Origin of the sequence: Vibrio sp. 14G-20 (assembly GCF_026241515.1) — a bacterium.
GTDB lineage: Bacteria > Pseudomonadota > Gammaproteobacteria > Enterobacterales > Vibrionaceae > Vibrio.
The window spans coordinates 20,530-38,691 of record NZ_JAPHPW010000035.1; the positions used below are offsets into that span (position 1 = coordinate 20,530).

Below are 18,162 nucleotides of genomic sequence, written 5' to 3' on the forward strand. Positions count from 1 at the left end.
TCACATCTTCTTATGCAACTTTAACGAGAATGTAACTTAATTAAAATATTGTAACTCACAGATCAGCGTTTAGTTGTATACCTGGTGTGTGTCGGGTGTTAATGTAATGTTTCATCTGGACGATGTAGTGTGAGCTGCTTTAAGTCTTAGGAAAGCAATCAGCTTACGTACCACAGAATGGCGTATTAAAAATTGAATTCGGCCGAAAAGTCGATAACGTATATAAAACCAAGTGCAAAGAATAGTGCACACATAACAACGTTTGGCTTAGGATATTGTCACTGTATGTGAATGGATATTCGCTAAATACCGAAATAAGTGTTGGTGCTCATCCCCCAGAGGAAGATACCTCTACGAGTACTAACATCGACAAGCTATAGATATATGGAGAATAAAATGGCTGGTGTATTGGGAATGATTCTTGCTGGTGGTGAAGGCTCTCGCTTAAGACCTTTAACTGAATCTCGCAGCAAACCCTCGGTTCCTTTCGGTGGTAGTTACCGCTTAATTGATTTCGCTTTGAACAACTTTGTTAATGCTGATCTAATGAAGATCTACGTATTAACACAATTTAAGTCACAGTCACTGTTCCACCATATGAAAAAAGGCTGGAATATCAGTGGTATAACAGACCGTTTTATCGACCCAATTCCTGCGCAAATGCGTAAAGGAAAGCGTTGGTATGAAGGCACAGCAGATGCTATCTACCAAAACATGGGCTTTATGGAGTTGGAAGAACCTGATCAAGTATGTATTTTTGGTTCAGACCATATCTATAAGATGGACATCAAACAGATGCTTGATTTCCATAAAGAGAAGAAAGCGGCTCTAACAGTATCAGCATTGCGCATGCCGCTTGCTGAAGCATCAGAATTCGGTGTTATTGAGGTTGATGCTGACGGCCGTATGATTGGCTTTGAAGAGAAACCTGCAAATCCGAAGTCGATCCCGGGCGATCCAGAATCAGCGCTTGTTTCAATGGGCAACTACGTGTTCGAAGCGAAAGAGCTGTTTGCTGAACTAACGGAAGATGCTGATAGAGAAGGTTCGACACACGATTTCGGCAAAGACATTATTCCAAACATGTTCCCACGTGGTGATGTGTTTGTTTATGATTTCAGCACCAACCGTATTACTGGTGAGAAAGAAGAAGTTTACTGGCGCGATGTAGGTACGATTGACGCGTACTGGCAAGCGCACATGGACCTTCTTAAGAAAGATGCGCCATTCTCGCTATACAACCGTAAATGGCCTCTACACACTTATTACCCGCCACTACCACCAGCTACGTTTACTGATTCGGCAAATGGTCGAATTCAGATCATTGATAGCCTTGTGTGTAGCGGTAGTTATGTACGTGGTTCGCGTATTGAAAAGAGTGTATTGGGCTTCCGCAGCAATATCGCATCAGCGTGTGATATTAGCGAAAGTATCCTACTCGGTGATGTAAAAGTGGGTGAGGGTTGTATCCTGCGCCGCGTTATCATTGATAAAGATGCAGACATCGCTCCGGGTACACAGATTGGTGTAAATCTGACAGAAGACAAAAAGCATTACCACGTATCTGACGATGGTGTCGTAGTGATTTCTAAAGGAGCACGAGTTGGTTACTAAGACTCTCTCGGTACTTTTTGTAGCGTCTGAAGTTGAAGGCTTGATTAAAAGTGGTGGCTTGGCTGATGTAGCCAAGGCACTGCCGAAAGCGTTGCAAACACTCGAACAGGACGTTCGAGTGACTATCCCCGCATATAGAAACATTCCAAACATTGACTCAGCAGAAGTTATTTTATCGACTGAACTCGATCATTGGCCTCATACGGCTTATCAAGTTAAAAAACTGAGCGTAGAAGGCGTTCCAGTTTTTGGTATTGAATGTGCCAAGTATTTCGACCGTCCGGAAATGTACGCAGAAAACAATCAAGCTTATGCTGATAACGGAGAACGCTTCTCGTTCTTTAGTGCTGCTTGTCTTGATATGCTTCCTAAGCTTGGTTTTCAACCGGATATCATTCATGCAAATGACTGGCATACTGGTTTCGTTCCTTTCTTGCTTAAATCGCGTTATCAACAACACGATTTCTTTGAAAATACACGCAGTGTTATCTCGATTCACAATGCGGTATTCAAAGGTGTGTTCGCATACGATGAACTGCAATTCCTGCCAGAGATGCACAGTTACCATGTACCTGAAGCTTCAGTGAGTGACACTCATGTCACTATGCTAAGAGCTGGCGTGATGTGTGCGGATAAAGTGAACGCAGTAAGTCCTACCTATGCAGAAGAGTTGAAAACGGAATTAGGTAGCCACGGCATGGCTGCAGAATTCCAACACAGATCGGCTGATCTGTTCGGCATTTTGAATGGGTGTGATTACGGGGCTTGGAATCCAGAAACGGATGCTTTCCTACCTCGTAAATACAAAGCGACCAAGCACAGCATGGCTCGCGGGAAATCAGCTTGTAAGCAAAAGCTGCAACAAGACGTAGGTTTGCCCGTTGCCGATTGCGCGGTTTATGGCATGGTTTGTCGCTTGACGAATCAAAAAGGTGTTCATTACTTACTGCCTATCATCGAACAGTTTTTGAAAAATGATCTTCAGATCGTGATTGTCGGTACTGGCGATCCGGTTTTGGCGAGTCAATTGAAAGAGCTATCAGCGCTTCACTCAGATAAGTTCTCGTTCGTGGAAGCGTACAATAATGAACTTGCGCACTTGGTTGAAGCAGGGTCTGATTTCTTCTTGATGCCTTCGGAATTTGAACCGTGTGGCTTAAACCAAATCTACAGCATGGCTTACGGTACTTTGCCGATTGTTCGTTCCGTGGGAGGTTTAAAAGACAGCGTGAATGATTACGATCAGGATCCTGAAGTCGCGACTGGGTTTGCTTTTGAAGAACCAACACCGCAAGCGTTATTGGCTGTGTTACATCGTTCATTACTGCTTTACGCACAAAACCCATCTGAAATTAAGCGTGTTCAGCTTTATGCGATGCAGCAAGATTTTAGTTGGGAAGATGCGGCTAAAGAATACCTAGCTATGTACCATTCAGCAATTTAACTTGTTGACTTAGCTTTAAAATTAGCTGACGAGCAACAGCCGCTCGTAATAAATGAAGGCGCTCTAATTGTAGAGTGCCTTTTTTTTCCTGGTCAGAGCACATCACGTTTACGAAGACAAAGCTTGCAAACTCATTTTAGTTAGGTAGAAAAGGTGAGGTAGGTATTCACATGACTAATGATAGGTTTGACACTATTATCACTTAAAGTTCTTAATAGCGTGATATCCTTAGTCGTCGCCTCGTGATGAGGCATAGCTCCATTCCAATAATTAAAGCGATAGGTATGTCTGAGAGTTTACTATTTCATAAAACATTTACTCACCCTACGAGCGATGAGTGGGTTGTATTTGTGCATGGCGCAGGAGGCAGTTCCTCCATCTGGTTCAAGCAGATCAAAGCGTATAAACAGCATTTCAACTTACTTCTCATTGATCTGAGAGGGCACGGTAAATCAGACAATATACTTAAAGGGCTGATTTCGAATCGTTATACGTTCAAATCGGTGACGCTTGATATTCTTAAAGTGTTAGACCATCTTAAGATCCGTTCTGCACATTTCGTTGGTATGTCTTTGGGCACGATTATTGTGCGTAACGTTGCCGAGCTAGCGGCTGGCCGTGTACGTTCAATGGTACTGGGTGGTGCCGTGACTAAACTCAACACTCGCTCTCAAGTCTTAATCAAACTGGGTAACCTGAGTAAGCACATCATTCCTTACATGTGGTTATACAGCCTTTTTGCTTATGTTGTGATGCCGCAAAAGAGTCAGAAAGAATCGCGTCACCTGTTTATCCGCGAAGCCAAAAAACTGTGCCAGAAAGAATTTAAACGCTGGTTTATCTTAACGGCTGATGTAAACCCATTGATGAAGTATTTCAAAGACAGAGAATTGCCGATCCCAACCCTTTATTTGATGGGCGAACGCGACTACATGTTTATTAAGCCTGTAAAAGAAATGGTCGCAGCGCATGAGTCGAGCGAGCTAGTAGAAATCCCGAATTGTGGACACGTATGTAACGTGGAAAACCCTGAAGAGTTTAATCAGCGTTCGATTGCGTTTATTCAAAAACAAATTCAGTGATTTTCTAGGCGTGAAATCAAAGATGATGATTTAATCGAATTGAAATAAAAACGGGAAGCTAACTTTAGCTTCCCGTTTTTATTTGGAGGAGGTATCTGACCGAATCGTTCTATCAGATCACTGAAACCTTGCTATTCAGGTGAGGCAGCACCGCACTGCCAGCAAGAGCCGAATTGCGCTTCGTTGACTTCATGACACTCACCACAACGCCACTCTTCATAGATGATCGAATCTTTCTGCTTTTGGTAGTCATTGACGAGCATGCGAGCTTTACTGGCCAATTCTGGCTCATATAACCATACGTAAGGGTCAGTTTCTTCAGTGAATGGGATCTCCCCTTTTAATCCGAACAACCCCTCACCACGGACTTCACAGGCAATATTCTCGCTTTCTAACAATCCACAGATGATATGAGCTTCTGTCGGATTCGATGCACTGAAGATTTTCATTGAAATAGAACCTTATTCGGCTATCTGTGTTATTTAGCTATTATAAATTATTCAGCTACGGGTGCTGAGCGAAACTTACCCATCAACCATTTAGCAACTATTGGGAATATACCCAATAACGCAAATGACAATAGTACTGAAGGGGAGACGATGCCCGAAAGTGAATCAATTTCTGCGAGCTGAGTACCAGCATTCAAGAAAACCGCCGTCCCCGGTAACATCCCGATTTGACTCGTAATGTAGTAACGACTCACTGACATCGGTGTTAGACCCATCAATAGGTTGATAAGGAAAAATGGGAATACAGGAATCAGACGCAGAGAAAACAGGTAAAATGCGCCGTCTTTTTCAACCCCCTTGTTAATCGTCGCCAATTTGTCACCAAACTTGGTTTGAATCCAGTCACGCAACAGGTAACGGCTACTTAAGAAGGCTAAGGTCGCACCGATGGCACTTGCGAAAGATACCAGCAGCAAACTGTTCCAGAAGCCAAATAGCGCGGCCCCTAATAGGGTCACAACAGCGGCACCAGGAATGGAGAAAGCCGTAATCATGACATACGCGACAAAATAGATAGCGGCAGCCGCAATAAAGTTGCTGTCAATGTAGTCATTTAACACAGCTTGTTGGGCTTTAGCATTTTCAAGCGTTAAGTACTGGCCGAAATTGACGCCTAACAACACGATGGTCACGACCAACGCAATACCCAATATCATTTTCTTACTCATTGATACTTCCTCTAAATTTTCAATGCATACCATTAGTATAGATAGACAGGCAAAGCATAGATTAACTTTCAACAGATATAAAAAAAGCCGCAATAAATGCGGCTTAGTTATGTATATAGTTTGCACTGACAATGTTAATTGACTCGATTGATAAGCTCTTTTCGACGCTGCTGCGGTATAACAGACCAATGTGTACCATTGATCGCGCCTTCTAGCGCCCAAAGTAGTTCAATACTGACAGAAGACGCATGCGATTCTTTGATGGCGTTAAATGCGTTTACAGAGCCAGATTCATATAAACGTTCTACAGAATCGATCCCTGCCTTTTTCAACATACGCTCGGTAGCGAGTCGAAGATTAGGCAGATCTTTGAGTCGGGTCGGCTTAGCAGAGGACTGCTCAGCTTTTTCATCTTTAGCAAAACCCAAAGACGTAGTCGCAAGCTGCAAGATTTTTTCTTGATCCTGCCACAGGCCTTCAGGCAAAGCGAAATATTTAGTAACAACAGGGAAGCCACGTTTTTTGTAAACGTAAGGTTGAAACCCTTGTTGTTCAAATTGCTTTGTTGTGCATTTGTCCGCTCGTATATGCAACTGGTCATTTACAACCAGAGCAAACATTGTGTCATCGGCAAAAAGACCGAAGCCACCAAACATTGAACGTGATTTTATTTTTCCTAGGGACTCAAATAACTTCATTGAGTCCTTTAGTATCGGTTTATCCATGTTATTTATCTCGGTGTATTTGAACTACGCCACCAAATAAGCAGGTCCGAGAGATTAGCAAAATGTTGCAACTAAATTGTCAATAAGCCGTAAATTACTAAATTATTAATAACCACTGCATTTTGCCATCGGTAACCCCGCTACCATACCAACGAGTGGTTTAGGCCGGAAGCTTTGCGTCTCACTCTTTCGAGTGGTTTGCCCTGTGCGTGACTGATTAAATAGAATAAAGTTTTTGTTGAATGAAGCTCACACTTGTTATTTCAAAGTGTGATATTGGTTCAATTAATGATCTTACTGTTATGATACCAGGTTCATTTATGTTGTTGATAAAAAAAGCGCACCTAAAGGTGCACTTGATTGGAATAAGCTGAATTTATCAATTAATTTAACGTTTTAACTGTACTTCGCTCAACAATTTCAGGGTGCATTTCGAAAACGCGTTTTTCATGATCTTTATCTTTGATGCGTTCTAACAAAATTTCGAATGCATTCTTACCAACACGACGCTTCGGTTGGTGAACGGTCGTTAACGGCGGAGAAAAGTATTCAGCCAGTTCGATGTTGTCGTAACCGATCACTGAGATGTCTTCAGGAATGCGAATGCCTTTTTCTTGCAGGCGGCTCATTAGGCCAAGTGCCATTGTGTCGTTAAAGCAGAATACCGCCGTTGGACGATCTTCCATCTCAACGATTTGTTCTGCAGCAAGAACAGCCGTATCGCACTCGAAGTTGCCTTCAATGATCATATTCTCATCGGCAGAAATCTTAGCTTCGTTAAGTGCGCGCTTGTAACCGGCAATACGTTCAACACATGCTGCTTTGTCTAAGTGGCCACTTAAACATGCAATCTTAGAGTGACCGCGTTCAATAAGGTATTTGGTCGCTAGGTAGCCACCTTCTTCAGAGTTATCGATGATCTTATCAGCCTGAGAGCTCTCTGGGCCCCAGTCCATGATAACTTTAGGGATGTCAGCGTGACGGTCTAACATCTGTCTTAGTTCTTCGGTTAGGTCAGAACACATAACTAAGATGCCATCTACACGTTTCTCTGCAAGCATTCGAATGTAGTCACGTTGCTTTTCATAGATACCACCCGTATTACACAGGATCAAAGTATAACCCTGACGGTAGCAGTAGCTCTCAACACCATCGATAACTTCAGAGAAGAATAGATTAGTTGATTGAGTCACTAGCATGCCGATAGTGCGTGTTGTATTACACTTCAAACTACGAGCAACAGCACTTGGTGCATAGTTCAGTTCATCTACGGCTTTGTTTACTTTTTCTTGAGTTGCTTCTGCAACAAAGCGAGTTTTATTGATTACGTGAGAAACGGTGGTTGTTGATACGCCGGCTAAGCGAGCGACATCTTTTATAGTGGCCATGGTTTTATCCTATTAGAAGCTACTTTCCCAAAGTACGGAATAAAGTAGCCGTTAAGCTACTTAACTAAGAGCTTAAATTTGTAGGGCTCTTTGGGTACTAAAGTGCTAAAAAACAAAAAACCGCTATTGAGCGGCTTGTCTTAACACCGAAATGCTCTGAACTCAAAGTAAGCATAGCATTTCGTGAATGTTTCATATTTTATCGTTTGCGGTCACAATTTTAGACTGACTAGAAATTACTCGCAATATAATTCACCCAGAAATCCGGGTGAATTGTCACATTCTATTGAATTTATTTACCTAGTCACTGGGCTAACTCATTCGCCATATAAATATTGAGTGTCTAAATTGCAAAATGCGAGTAACAAAGACGAGACCGAAGCGTAGAAACCAAACTGGTCAACGTCATGACATTTCACATTGAACTTTGGCACCCAAGTAAGGAGTTGTTGCTCGATAAACTGCTGCTGAATGACGAACGATTTCTCTAGTTCTTCTTCAAGCTCAGTTTCATTTGAACGGATGATTAGATTACCAAGGAAATCGAGTTCGATAGCAATGTGATCTGCAGGTTCTTTTAAGTCTTGGTTCACGATTAAGTTGTGCTTAGCCATGATGTCTTCCATGTCTTTAGCTGGCTTATCGTTTAATAGACCTGTTTCGCCGATGTACATTGAAGCGTAAGGTAAAGCACCATGTTTGTCTGTCTTCAAGAAAAGGTCGCAGAAGTCTGCGGACAGTTCCAGTTGGGCATCTTCACGTGTTTGTAGACGGTTCAATGCGTCTACAAGCTTATCAATCGAAGGCTTTAGAGCTTCATTCGAACCTAAACCAGAAAGGAAAGAACGAATTTCAACAGAGTGGTAGTGATCGAGTTCTTCTTGAGAGAGCTCTTTGGCGAATAAGCTTGATAACCACCAGTAAATTTCTGCTCTTTGTTCGTTGAACGCTTTCGTATCTTTCATTTGTTAGATCCTGACTTAGTCTTGTGATGTTACTTATATGCATCTTGAAGCTACTTGGGCATAAGCACACCAAGGCTGAATAACAAGGTTATTTGCGAAACGCAAAGTCACTCGTTAGTCGTAATGCCTATATTGAATTGCGATGGACGATAAATAGCAAGGTTTAAGATTGTCTTGTATCAAAAAAAATCCATGTTTCTGGCTTTTATCTTCTGTACCACTAGAATTGTTACTAGTTATGAATAGAATAGTCACTGAAACTATTAAATAAGAAAAGTGGTGTAGATGAGCTATCACGTATTAGTCGTAGAAGATGATGTGGTAACCCGCAGTAAACTGGTTGGATACTTCCAGAATGAGGGTTACACAGTGAGCGAAGCAGAAAGCGGCGCTCAAATGAGAAACGTGTTAGAAGAAAACAACGTTGACCTCATTATGCTGGACATCAACTTACCAGGCGAAGATGGATTGATGCTAACTCGCGAATTACGCAGTCAATCAGACATTGGAATTATTTTAGTTACTGGACGCACGGATAGCATCGACAAAATCGTTGGCCTTGAAATGGGCGCTGACGATTACGTTACTAAACCCTTCGAACTTCGCGAGTTATTAGTTCGAGTTAAGAACCTACTTTGGCGTATCTCTGCTGCTCGTAAAACAGCAGCGGGCGCAGTAGAAGAAACATCAGATGAGTCTGTAGTTCGTTTTGGTGAGTGGACGTTTGATATCCCTCGTCGCGCGTTAAGCAAAAACGGCGAACCGGTGAAACTGACTAAAGCAGAATACGAACTGCTAGTGGCTTTGTCTTCTTACCCTAACCAAGTATTAAGCCGTGAACGTATTCTCAATATGATCAGCCATCGAGTGGACGCGCCTAATGACCGTACTATCGACGTACTGATTCGTCGTATGCGTGCAAAAATGGAGTTCGATCCTAAGAATCCACAAATCTTTGTGACGGTTCACGGTGAAGGATACATGTTCGCTGGTGATTGATTCCTTTAGGGGGTAATTAATCAACAACGACATTTAAACGTAAAAAAGCCGAGACATCATTGATGTCTCGGCTTTTTTATTACTCAGCGTTTATTGTTAACGAACAGAGAATCTACAAATACTTGGCGAATCTGTCTGCTCAACATGGGTTTAAATATTAGATGGGTTACTGAGGCTGGGCCGCAGAAACTTCACCTTCATCTTCAACTAAGCTGGAAGCCTCTGGAATCACCAGCTCTTCAACAGCGTCATCGCTTGTATCAAGCCAATCACGCAAATCTTGCCAAACTAATCCCATGGTTTCGTGCCAGTACCGCTCAGTCTGTTCAAGGTAAAGCGCTTTTGGCATGTACTTATTCCATGGCTCAACAACACCTTCTTGTGCAAGGTAGTTGGTTGGGGCTGGTAATGGTTTCATGCCAGCAGCGTGGAATTCATTCAATGCACGAGTCATGTGGCTAGCCGATGTCACCAACACCATCTTTTTGTTTTTAACAAACGCGGCAGCTTGGCGAGCTTCTTCCCACGTGTCTTTTGCTGTTTCAAGTAAAATGATGTCTGGTTTTGCAACACCAAGGGCTAGGGCAACCTTGGCCATCATTCTTGCGTTACTCACTTCAGTGCCAGCGCCATAGCCAGACAAAATAAGTTTGGCGCCAGGGTAAAGACGTAGAATACGAATCCCTTCACTCAAACGCATCAAACCTGTGCGGCTGAGCTCTGATGTTGGTGGGATCTGGTCGTCAACGACATGACCACTTCCAAGCACCATAACGTAATCGACAGTATCGTCGACTGGTAAAAAAGCGGTGTGTTGCCTTTCCATTGGCATTAAAAGTTGGCTAGAAACTGGCTGGAAAGCGATTAGGAAAATACCACAGAGGGCTGAAAGGGTAATTAGGCAACCAGTCTTCCTTTTGGTAGTAAACATCACTAGGGCTAAACCCAGAAAAGCGAGAATTAACATTGCTGGCAGTGGCATCAATAGTGAAGACACTACTTTTTTCAGCTCAAACATATCCGAATAGTCCGAAAAAACATCACTTAGTAGTAAAAAGAGACATCGCCTCTTTATTCCTGAAATTCCTGTGACAGAATAGCAGGCACGATAGGACATAATAACTCAAGTAGCCGTGACTGAAGACCGTAATTTCGACGATATTGCCCACAAATTTGCAAAAAATATTTACGGCTCTGACAAAGGAGAGATCCGTCAGATCATCGTATGGGAAGATTTAGAACAAGCTTTGAGCAAATTTGAGCATTCAGCGTCACCGCTGCATGTGCTTGATGCCGGAGGCGGTCTTGCACAGATGTCGCAAAAAATCGCGGCGTTAGGGCATAACGTTTCTCTGTGTGATCTCTCTTCTGAAATGCTGAAACTAGCAGAAGAAAGTATCAGCGAAGCAGGTTTGCGAGAGCGGTATCGTTTTATCCATTCTCCTGTTCAGAATGTGGCAGAACATCTCGATGAGAAAGTCGATGTTGTGATGTTTCATGCTGTGATGGAGTGGTTAGCGAACCCGAAAGAGGCACTTGATTTATTACTGGAACAAGTAAAGCCGGGTGGTGTTGCTTCGATAATGTTTTACAACCACCACGGATTAGTCCTGAAAAATGTGATTTGTGGCAACATTCCTCATGTATTGAATGGGATGCCACATCGAAAACGGTTTAAGCTGCAACCACAAAAAGGCTTGAAGCCGGAAGAGGTTTATCAATGGATAGAAGACGCTGGTCTAGAAATCTGTGGTAAATCAGGCATTCGCTCTTTCAGTGACTACATAGGTAATATGGAGTACATGGGCGATTACCAATTTGAAGATGTATTGGAACTGGAAAAACAGCTATGCCGCCAAGAGCCATATCTGTCACTAGGCCGTTATATTCACGTTTGGGCTCAAAAACCTGCGCAATAGCAGCGGTGAATGTGGTAAAAGAAGCCACAACATGCGCTATGCAATCGTAAGAAGCCCGCGTCATAAAGAAATAGGCGTAATATCTAACATGTTCGATATTACGAAAAACAGTAACAGGAACCACAATGAGTGAAATGACTCAAACTGCCGAAGAGCAGCCAATTGATGAGTTGGTGGGCTGGGTCAAGCAGCATGATTTTTCATTAAACTTGCCACCAGAGCGCTTAGCATTTTTGATTGCTATCGCAGTATTAAGCAATGAAAGGTTCGATGAAGAGTTGGGCGAGGGTGAATTGCACGATGCGTTTACTATTGTCACTCGACTGTTTGAAGATACTGGCGAAGCGTCTGCGTTTCGTGCCAACAACGCCATCAATGAGTTGGTTAAACAGAAGCTGATTAGCCGCTTTACTAGCGAAATCACCGATGGTGCGAGCATTTACCGTTTGTCGCCATTAGCGATGGGTATCTCAGATTATTACTTACGTCACCGTCAGTTCTCTAAATTAAAATTGTCTATCCAGCTTTCTATGGTTGCGGACGAGATGGCTAAAGCTATTGAAGCTGCGCAGAAGGGCGGAACTCCAGGACATTGGAGAAAGAACGTTTACGGCGTGCTCAAGTATTCTGTTGGTGAAATTTTCGATCAGATCGATCTTAACCAACGTGTTATGGATGAGCAGCAGCAAACCGTTAAGCAGCAAATTGCCGACCTTTTAAACAAAGATTGGCGAGAGGCGATTAACAACTGTGAAACTTTGCTTTCAGAAACCTCGTCCACGCTAAAAGAATTGCAAGACACCTTGCAAGCGGCGGGTGATGAGCTGCAAACACAGATCCTCGATATTCAAGAAATTGTGTACGGTGACGATGAACTCGAGTTCGTTGGCGAAACCCTGTTCGGCTTGCAGATGAAGCTTGACCGAATCACTAGTTGGGGTCAGCAAGCGATCGATTTGTGGATCGGCTACGACCGCCACGTTCACAAGTTTATCCGTACCGCGATTGATATGGATAAAAACCGAGCCTTTAGCCAACGCTTGCGTCAGTCGGTTACCGACTACTTCGATGCGCCTTGGTTATTGACCTACGCCGATGCCGATAAGCTGACTGATCTTCGTGATGAAGCGCTTGTGCTTCGTGATGACGAAGTGATGGGACAAGCGCCGATCGACGTAGAGTACGAAGAATTTGAGCAAGTCAATGATCTGCTTTCAGAACGAATTGCAGAGATGTTAAAAGCTCACAAACAGCAAGGCGCGCCAATTGACCTTGGCCTTGTGTTACGCGATTACCTCGCAGCACACCCTCGCACACACCATTTTGATTTAGCCAGAATTGTTGTCGACCAAGCCGTGCGCTTAGGTTACTCAGAGTCTGACTATCAGGCTATTCAGCCAGATTGGCAGGCAATCAACGATTTCGGTGCAAAGGTACAAGCAAATGTCATTAACAAGTACTGATGATTACATGCCAGAGAAACTGGTAAAAGCGATAGCGAACCCACTGTTCCCTGCGCTAGACAGCATGCTGCGCTCAGGCAAGCATGTTTCAACCGAAGACCTAGATAACCACGCGTTGCTGTCTGACTTTGAAGTTGAGCTTCAGCATTTCTACCAACGCTACAACACCGAGCTTGTGAAAGCGCCAGAAGGCTTCTTTTACCTGCGTCCGCGTTCTACGTCTCTGATTGGTCGTAGTGTATTGTCTGAGCTAGACATGTTGGTTGGTAAAGTGTTGTGTTTCTTATACCTAAGCCCAGAACGTCTTGCTCATGAAGGTATCTTCACCAATCAAGAACTGTTTGATGAGTTGATGTCGTTAGCGGATGAGAAAAAACTCATGAAGCTTGCAACAAACCGCGCGTCTGGTTCTGACTTAGATAAAGAAAAGCTGTTTGAAAAAGTGCGTACTTCTCTGCGTCGCTTACGCCGTATCGGCATGTTGATTGCGATTGGCGAGACGGGCAAGTTCCGCATCAGCGAAGCGGTATTCCGTTTTGGCGCTGACGTACGTGTTGGCGATGACATGAAAGAAGCTCAACTGCGTCTTATCCGTGATGGTGAAGCTGTGGTGCATACGCAAGAGCCTAACCAAGGCAGCTTGTTGAATGAAGAGCAAGCAGAAGCTGTATCAGAAGTCGATGCAGGCGTAGATGAAAACGGTCAACAAGACATTTTTAACGATCAAGCTGACTTTGACCTTGAGTCAAACGACGGCGAACAAACAAAAGTAGAAGGTGAAGCATGATTGAAAGAGGTAAGTATCAATCATTAACCATGGTCAACTGGAACGGCTTCTTCGCACGTACTTTTGATATTGATGGATTGGTTACAACGCTTTCTGGCGGTAACGGTGCAGGTAAGTCGACTACAATGGCGGCATTCATCACAGCACTTATCCCAGACCAAAGCCTTCTGCATTTCCGTAATACAACGGAAGCGGGTAGCTCACAGTCATCTCGTGATAAAGGCCTTTACGGTAAGCTTCAACCTGGCGCATGTTATGCGGCGCTAGATGTTGTGAACTCTCGTAATCAACGCCTGTTGTTTGCAGTAAAACTGCAGCAAGTTGCGGGTCGTGACAAGAAAGTAGACATCAAGCCGTTCGTTATCCAAGGCCTTCCTAGCCATGTGAAACCAACGGATGTACTGATTCAGAACGTTTCAGACAGCCACGCTCGTGTATGTCAATTGAACGATGTGAAAGCAGCAGTTGCACAATACGAAGGCGCTCACTTTAAAGCATTCTCTTCGATTGTTGATTACCACTCACAGATGTTTGAGTACGGTGTCGTTCCGAAGAAACTGCGCAACAGCAGCGACCGTTCTAAGTTCTACCGTCTAATTGAAGCATCACTTTACGGTGGTATCTCAAGTGCGATTACGCGTTCTCTGCGTGACTACCTTCTGCCGCAAAATGGTGGTGTGAAGAAAGCATTCCAAGATATGGAATCGGCACTGCGTGAGAACCGCATGACGCTAGAAGCGATCAAGACAACTCAGTCGGATCGTGACTTGTTCAAACACTTGATCACTGAATCTACGAACTACGTGGCTGCGGACTACATGCGCCATGCTAACGATCGTCGTAACAAGTTAGATCAAACCATGAAGTTCCGTGGTGAACTGTTTGGTTCTCGCGAAACCTTACTTGATCAAAACAACCTGTTGAATCGTGTTCAAGAAGAACTAGAACTGCTGGTGGATCAAGAATCAGCGCTAGAGCAAGATTACCAAGCGGCTTCGGATCATCTTCAATTGGTTCAAACTGCACTTCGTCAGCAAGAGAAAATTGCGCGCTACAGCGAAGATCTAGAAGAGCTTAATGAGCGTCTAGAAGAGCAGATGATGGTGGTTGAAGAAGCTCAAGAGCGAGTACTTCTTGCTGAAGAGCAGGCAACCATTACTGAAGAAGAAGTGGATAGCCTGAAAACTCAGCTTGCTGATTACCAACAAGCGTTGGATGTTCAGCAGACTCGTGCGCTTCAATATCAGCAAGCGGTTCAAGCATTAGAGAAAACTAAGCAGCTACTGGGTGATGAGTCTATTACTGCAGAAAGCGCGTTAACCTTGGTTTCTGAGCTAAAAGCACAAGAAGAATCAAGCACGCAGACTCTACTGGCAACGAAACACAAGCTGGACATGTCTTCAGCAGCTTCTGCACAGTTCGACAAAGCACTGTCTTTGGTTAAGAGCATTGTTGGTGATGTTGAACGTAAAGAAGCGTCTCACAGCGCTAAGCAAGCTTTAGAAAAAGGCCGAAACGCAAAACACGTTGTTGAAAATGAACAGCAGTGGCGTGCTCAGCACCGCGATATGGCTCGTGATGTGGCTCAGCAGCGTCAAGCAAAAGAGCTGGCGACTGAATACCAAAAGCAAAACAACATCTCACTGACTGACGAAGCGGTTTTCGATGAAGAACGTGAACGCCATGCAATGCAGATCGAGTCTCTTGAGTACGCTCAAGAAGAGCTGCGTGAAGCGAAGAGTGAGCAACGTCGTGTGCAACAAAACCACGATCAAGAGATTCAAAAGCTTGAGTCCATTGCTCCTGCTTGGATCACGGCAAACGATGCACTTGAAGCGCTAAGAGATCAAACCGAAGCTGAGCTAGAAGATAGCCAAGCGGTAATGACTCAAATGCAGCAAGTACTTGAAGACGAAAAGTCTCAAGCGGTGGCTAAAGATCAACTGGCAACCCGCCGAGCTGAACTTGAGCAAGAGATCGAGCGTCTAGCATCTCCGGGTGGTTCTAACGATCCTCGCCTGAAAGGCCTAGCTGACACTCTAGGTGGCGTACTGCTTTCTGAGATCTACGATGACATCACGATTGGTGATGCACCGTATTTTAGTGCGATGTATGGCCCGGCTCGTCACGCGATTGTTGTGTCTGATCTTAATGGTATTAAAGAGAAGCTGGTGGATCTTGAAGATTGCCCAGACGACCTTTACATCCTTGAAGGCGATGTCGATGCATTTGATGACAGCTCATTCAATGCTGACGAATTAGAAGGCGCGGTGTGTGTTCAGCTGAACGATCGCCAAATGCGTTACTCTCGTTTCCCTGAGATCCCATTGTTTGGTCGCGCTGCTCGTGAGCAACGATTAGAGAAATTACGCGAAGAGCGTGATGTTGTTGTGGAAAACCATGCGAAAGCGGCGTTTGATGCACAAAAGCTGAATCGCCTATACCAAGCGTTCAACAACTTTGTAGCTAAGCACCTACACGTTGCTTTTAACGCAGATCCTGAACAGGCGCTAGTGTCTATTCGCGATAAGCGTAACCAAATTGTTCGTTCTCTGGCAGAGCTAGACTCTAAAGAACAACAGCAACGCAGCCAGCTTCTACAAAGCAAGCAGGCAATCGGTGCGCTAGATAAATTAGCACCAATGGTTCGTATTTTAGAAGACGAAACATTGGTTGAACGTCTTGCTGAATTGGAAGCGCAACTAGAGCGCTTGAGTGAAGCGAAGTCGTACCTGAATAACCATGGTAAAGCATTGGCGTCTTTAGAGCAGATCGTTTCAGCACTTGACGCTGACCCTGAACAGTTCGAGGCACTAGAAGCGCAATACCAACAAGCTGACCAAGCTCTACAAAGCTTGAAAGGCAAAGTGTTTGCTCTGTCTGATTTAATTGAACGTCGTCACTACTTTGCTTATGCAGACTCTGTAGACCTGCTTAACAAGAGCAGCGAACTGAGCGAGCAATTGAAAGCGAAGTTGGTTCAAGCAGAACAAGCAAGAACCAAAGGCCGCGATGGCTTGAAGCAAGCTCGTGAACAGATGAACCAGTACAACCAAGTATTGGCAGCACTGAAGAGCTCACATCAAGCGAAACAAGAAACGGTTCAAGAGTTCAAACAAGAGCTTCAAGAGTTTGGCGTCAATGCTGATGAAGGCGCTGAAGAGCGTGCTGTGCGTCGTCGTGACGAGCTTCAAGAGCGTCTACACACATCTCGCAGCCGTAAGAGTGAATACGAGCGTACGATTACGTCAACAGAACTTGAGATGAAAGCCCTAGCTAAGCGTCTTAAGAAAGTACAGAAAGAGTACACAGAGCTTCGTACCTTTGTGGTTGCAGCAAAAGCAGGTTGGTGTTCAGTCCTACGTTTAGCTCGTGAGAATGACGTTGAACGTCGTCTACACAAGCGCGAACTGGCTTATCTAACGGCTGGCGAACTTCGCTCAATGTCGGATAAATCACTGGGTGCGCTACGTCTGGCTGTGGCTGACAATGACGACCTACGTGATTCGCTGCGCTTATCGGAAGACAACGCGCATCCAGAGCGTAAGGTTCTGTTCTACATCGCGGTTTACCAACACCTTCGTGAGCGTATTCGCCAAGACATTATTCATACGGATGATCCGGTTGAAGCAATCGAAGAGATGGAAGTTGAGCTAGCTCGACTAACAGAAGAATTGACGCAGCGTGAAAACCGCTTAGCGATCAGCTCTGAGTCGGTAGCAAGCATCATCAAGAAAACGATTCAGCGCGAGCAGAACCGTATTCGAATGTTGAACCAAGGTCTGTCGAACATTTACTTTGGTCAGGTTAAGGGCGTACGTCTGAACGTTAAGATCCGTGAAAGCCATGAGATCTTGCTATCAGGCCTAGCGACTCAACAAGAGCAACACAAAGACTTATTTGAATCAACGCGCTTTACCTTCTCAGAAGCAATGGCGAAGTTGTTCCAACGTGTGAACCCACATATCGATATGGGCCAACGTTCTCCGCAAGTTCTGGGTGAAGAGCTACTCGATTACCGTAACTACCTAGAGCTAAGTGTTGAAGTTAACCGTGGTTCAGATGGTTGGTTACAAGCGGAATCGGGCGCACTGTCTACCGGTGAAGCGATCGGTACCGGTCAATCTATCCTACTGATGGTTGTTCAGAGCTGGGAAGAAGAGTCTCGTCGACTTCGTAGCAAAGACATTGTTCCATGTCGTTTGTTGTTCCTTGATGAAGCAGCCCGTCTGGATGCGAAATCTATCTCTACTTTGTTCGAACTGTGTGACCGTTTAGGTATGCAACTTCTGATTGCAGCACCAGAGAACATCAGCCCTGAGAAAGGTACAACGTATAAACTGGTTCGTAAGGTCTTCAAAGATCACGAGCACGTACATGTTGTTGGCTTGCGCGGTTTTGCTCAAAACAGACCGCTATCTCCAGTTCAAGACCTTATTGAAGAAGCTGAGTAATAACCTTGATAGCCGAGTTATGACCTTGATAGCTAAGCTATAAGCTCGGAAGCGACTCAATGATATTTGTTCAAAGCCTCTAATCAATAGGGGCTTAATTATATGGTCCGCCTCACTCTCAAGCCATTAAGCTTAGAGTAGGCTC

14 protein-coding genes and 1 riboswitch are annotated in these 18,162 nt (G+C 44.3%); of the genes, 8 read left to right on the forward strand and 6 right to left on the reverse strand.

From position 1 onward, the window contains the following. The first annotated feature begins 384 nt into the window (after nt 1–384). The 3 genes from glgC (at nt 385) to OQJ75_RS20910 (ending at nt 4,140) form a co-directional block, all read left to right on the forward strand. On the forward strand, nt 385–1,614 hold the full coding sequence (gene glgC / locus OQJ75_RS20900) for a glucose-1-phosphate adenylyltransferase (RefSeq protein ID WP_080582251.1): 1,230 nt from the start codon (nt 385–387) through the stop codon (nt 1,612–1,614). Further along, nucleotides 1,604–3,058, forward strand: coding sequence for a glycogen synthase GlgA (gene glgA / locus OQJ75_RS20905; protein WP_265973615.1), 1,455 nt, complete (start codon nt 1,604–1,606; stop codon nt 3,056–3,058). The genes glgC and glgA overlap by 11 nt, the downstream gene beginning before the upstream one ends. Nucleotides 3,059–3,342: 284 nt before the next feature. Beyond that, entirely contained in the window at nt 3,343–4,140 is a 798-nt protein-coding gene (locus OQJ75_RS20910) for an alpha/beta fold hydrolase (protein WP_017062100.1), read from the forward strand. Nucleotides 4,141–4,271: 131 nt separating this feature from the next. Here the strand turns inward: OQJ75_RS20910 and OQJ75_RS20915 are convergent, their stop codons facing one another. From OQJ75_RS20915 to torD, 5 genes are all read right to left on the reverse strand, one after another. Then, nucleotides 4,272–4,589, reverse strand: a complete 318-nt coding sequence (locus tag OQJ75_RS20915; protein ID WP_265973616.1) for a DUF2007 domain-containing protein — start codon at nt 4,587–4,589, stop codon at nt 4,272–4,274. A gap of 47 nt (nt 4,590–4,636) precedes the next feature. Next, nucleotides 4,637–5,317, reverse strand: coding sequence for a TVP38/TMEM64 family protein (locus OQJ75_RS20920; RefSeq protein ID WP_265973617.1), 681 nt, complete (start codon nt 5,315–5,317; stop codon nt 4,637–4,639). A gap of 134 nt (nt 5,318–5,451) precedes the next feature. Further along, nucleotides 5,452–6,042: a TfoX/Sxy family DNA transformation protein gene (locus OQJ75_RS20925; protein WP_265973618.1), complete on the reverse strand. Its 591-nt coding sequence runs from the start codon at nt 6,040–6,042 to the stop codon at nt 5,452–5,454. A gap of 127 nt (nt 6,043–6,169) precedes the next feature. After that, a riboswitch (cyclic di-GMP riboswitch) is annotated at nt 6,170–6,255 on the reverse strand. A gap of 170 nt (nt 6,256–6,425) precedes the next feature. Continuing rightward, complete coding sequence (gene purR, locus OQJ75_RS20930) at nt 6,426–7,430, reverse strand: substrate-binding domain-containing protein (protein ID WP_248372069.1); 1,005 nt, start codon at nt 7,428–7,430, stop codon at nt 6,426–6,428. Nucleotides 7,431–7,747: 317 nt separating this feature from the next. Further along, on the reverse strand, nt 7,748–8,395 hold the full coding sequence (gene torD, locus OQJ75_RS20935) for a molecular chaperone TorD (RefSeq protein ID WP_265973619.1): 648 nt from the start codon (nt 8,393–8,395) through the stop codon (nt 7,748–7,750). Nucleotides 8,396–8,680: 285 nt separating this feature from the next. Between torD and torR the strand changes: the two genes are divergently transcribed. After that, on the forward strand, nt 8,681–9,394 hold the full coding sequence (gene torR, locus OQJ75_RS20940) for a two-component system response regulator TorR (protein WP_017067841.1): 714 nt from the start codon (nt 8,681–8,683) through the stop codon (nt 9,392–9,394). 166 nt (nt 9,395–9,560) lie between these two features. Here torR and elyC read toward each other — a convergent pair whose 3' ends face one another. Further along, the gene (elyC, locus tag OQJ75_RS20945) at nt 9,561–10,412 is read right to left on the reverse strand and encodes an envelope biogenesis factor ElyC (protein ID WP_265973620.1); all 852 of its coding nucleotides are present in this window, start codon (nt 10,410–10,412) and stop codon (nt 9,561–9,563) included. Nucleotides 10,413–10,527: 115 nt separating this feature from the next. On the opposite strand from elyC, the gene cmoM reads away from it, so the two are divergent. From cmoM to mukB, 4 genes are all read left to right on the forward strand, one after another. Beyond that, nucleotides 10,528–11,313 (forward strand): tRNA uridine 5-oxyacetic acid(34) methyltransferase CmoM, encoded by a 786-nt coding sequence (gene cmoM / locus OQJ75_RS20950; protein ID WP_265973621.1) that lies wholly within the window; start codon nt 10,528–10,530, stop codon nt 11,311–11,313. A gap of 125 nt (nt 11,314–11,438) precedes the next feature. Next, nucleotides 11,439–12,776: a chromosome partition protein MukF gene (gene mukF / locus OQJ75_RS20955; RefSeq protein ID WP_248389898.1), complete on the forward strand. Its 1,338-nt coding sequence runs from the start codon at nt 11,439–11,441 to the stop codon at nt 12,774–12,776. Next, nucleotides 12,757–13,563: a chromosome partition protein MukE gene (gene mukE, locus OQJ75_RS20960; RefSeq protein WP_248372061.1), complete on the forward strand. Its 807-nt coding sequence runs from the start codon at nt 12,757–12,759 to the stop codon at nt 13,561–13,563. Before mukF ends, mukE begins: the two co-directional genes overlap by 20 nt. Then, on the forward strand, nt 13,560–18,017 hold the full coding sequence (gene mukB, locus OQJ75_RS20965; protein WP_265973622.1) for a chromosome partition protein MukB: 4,458 nt from the start codon (nt 13,560–13,562) through the stop codon (nt 18,015–18,017). Before mukE ends, mukB begins: the two co-directional genes overlap by 4 nt. Nucleotides 18,018–18,162: the final 145 nt, after the last annotated feature.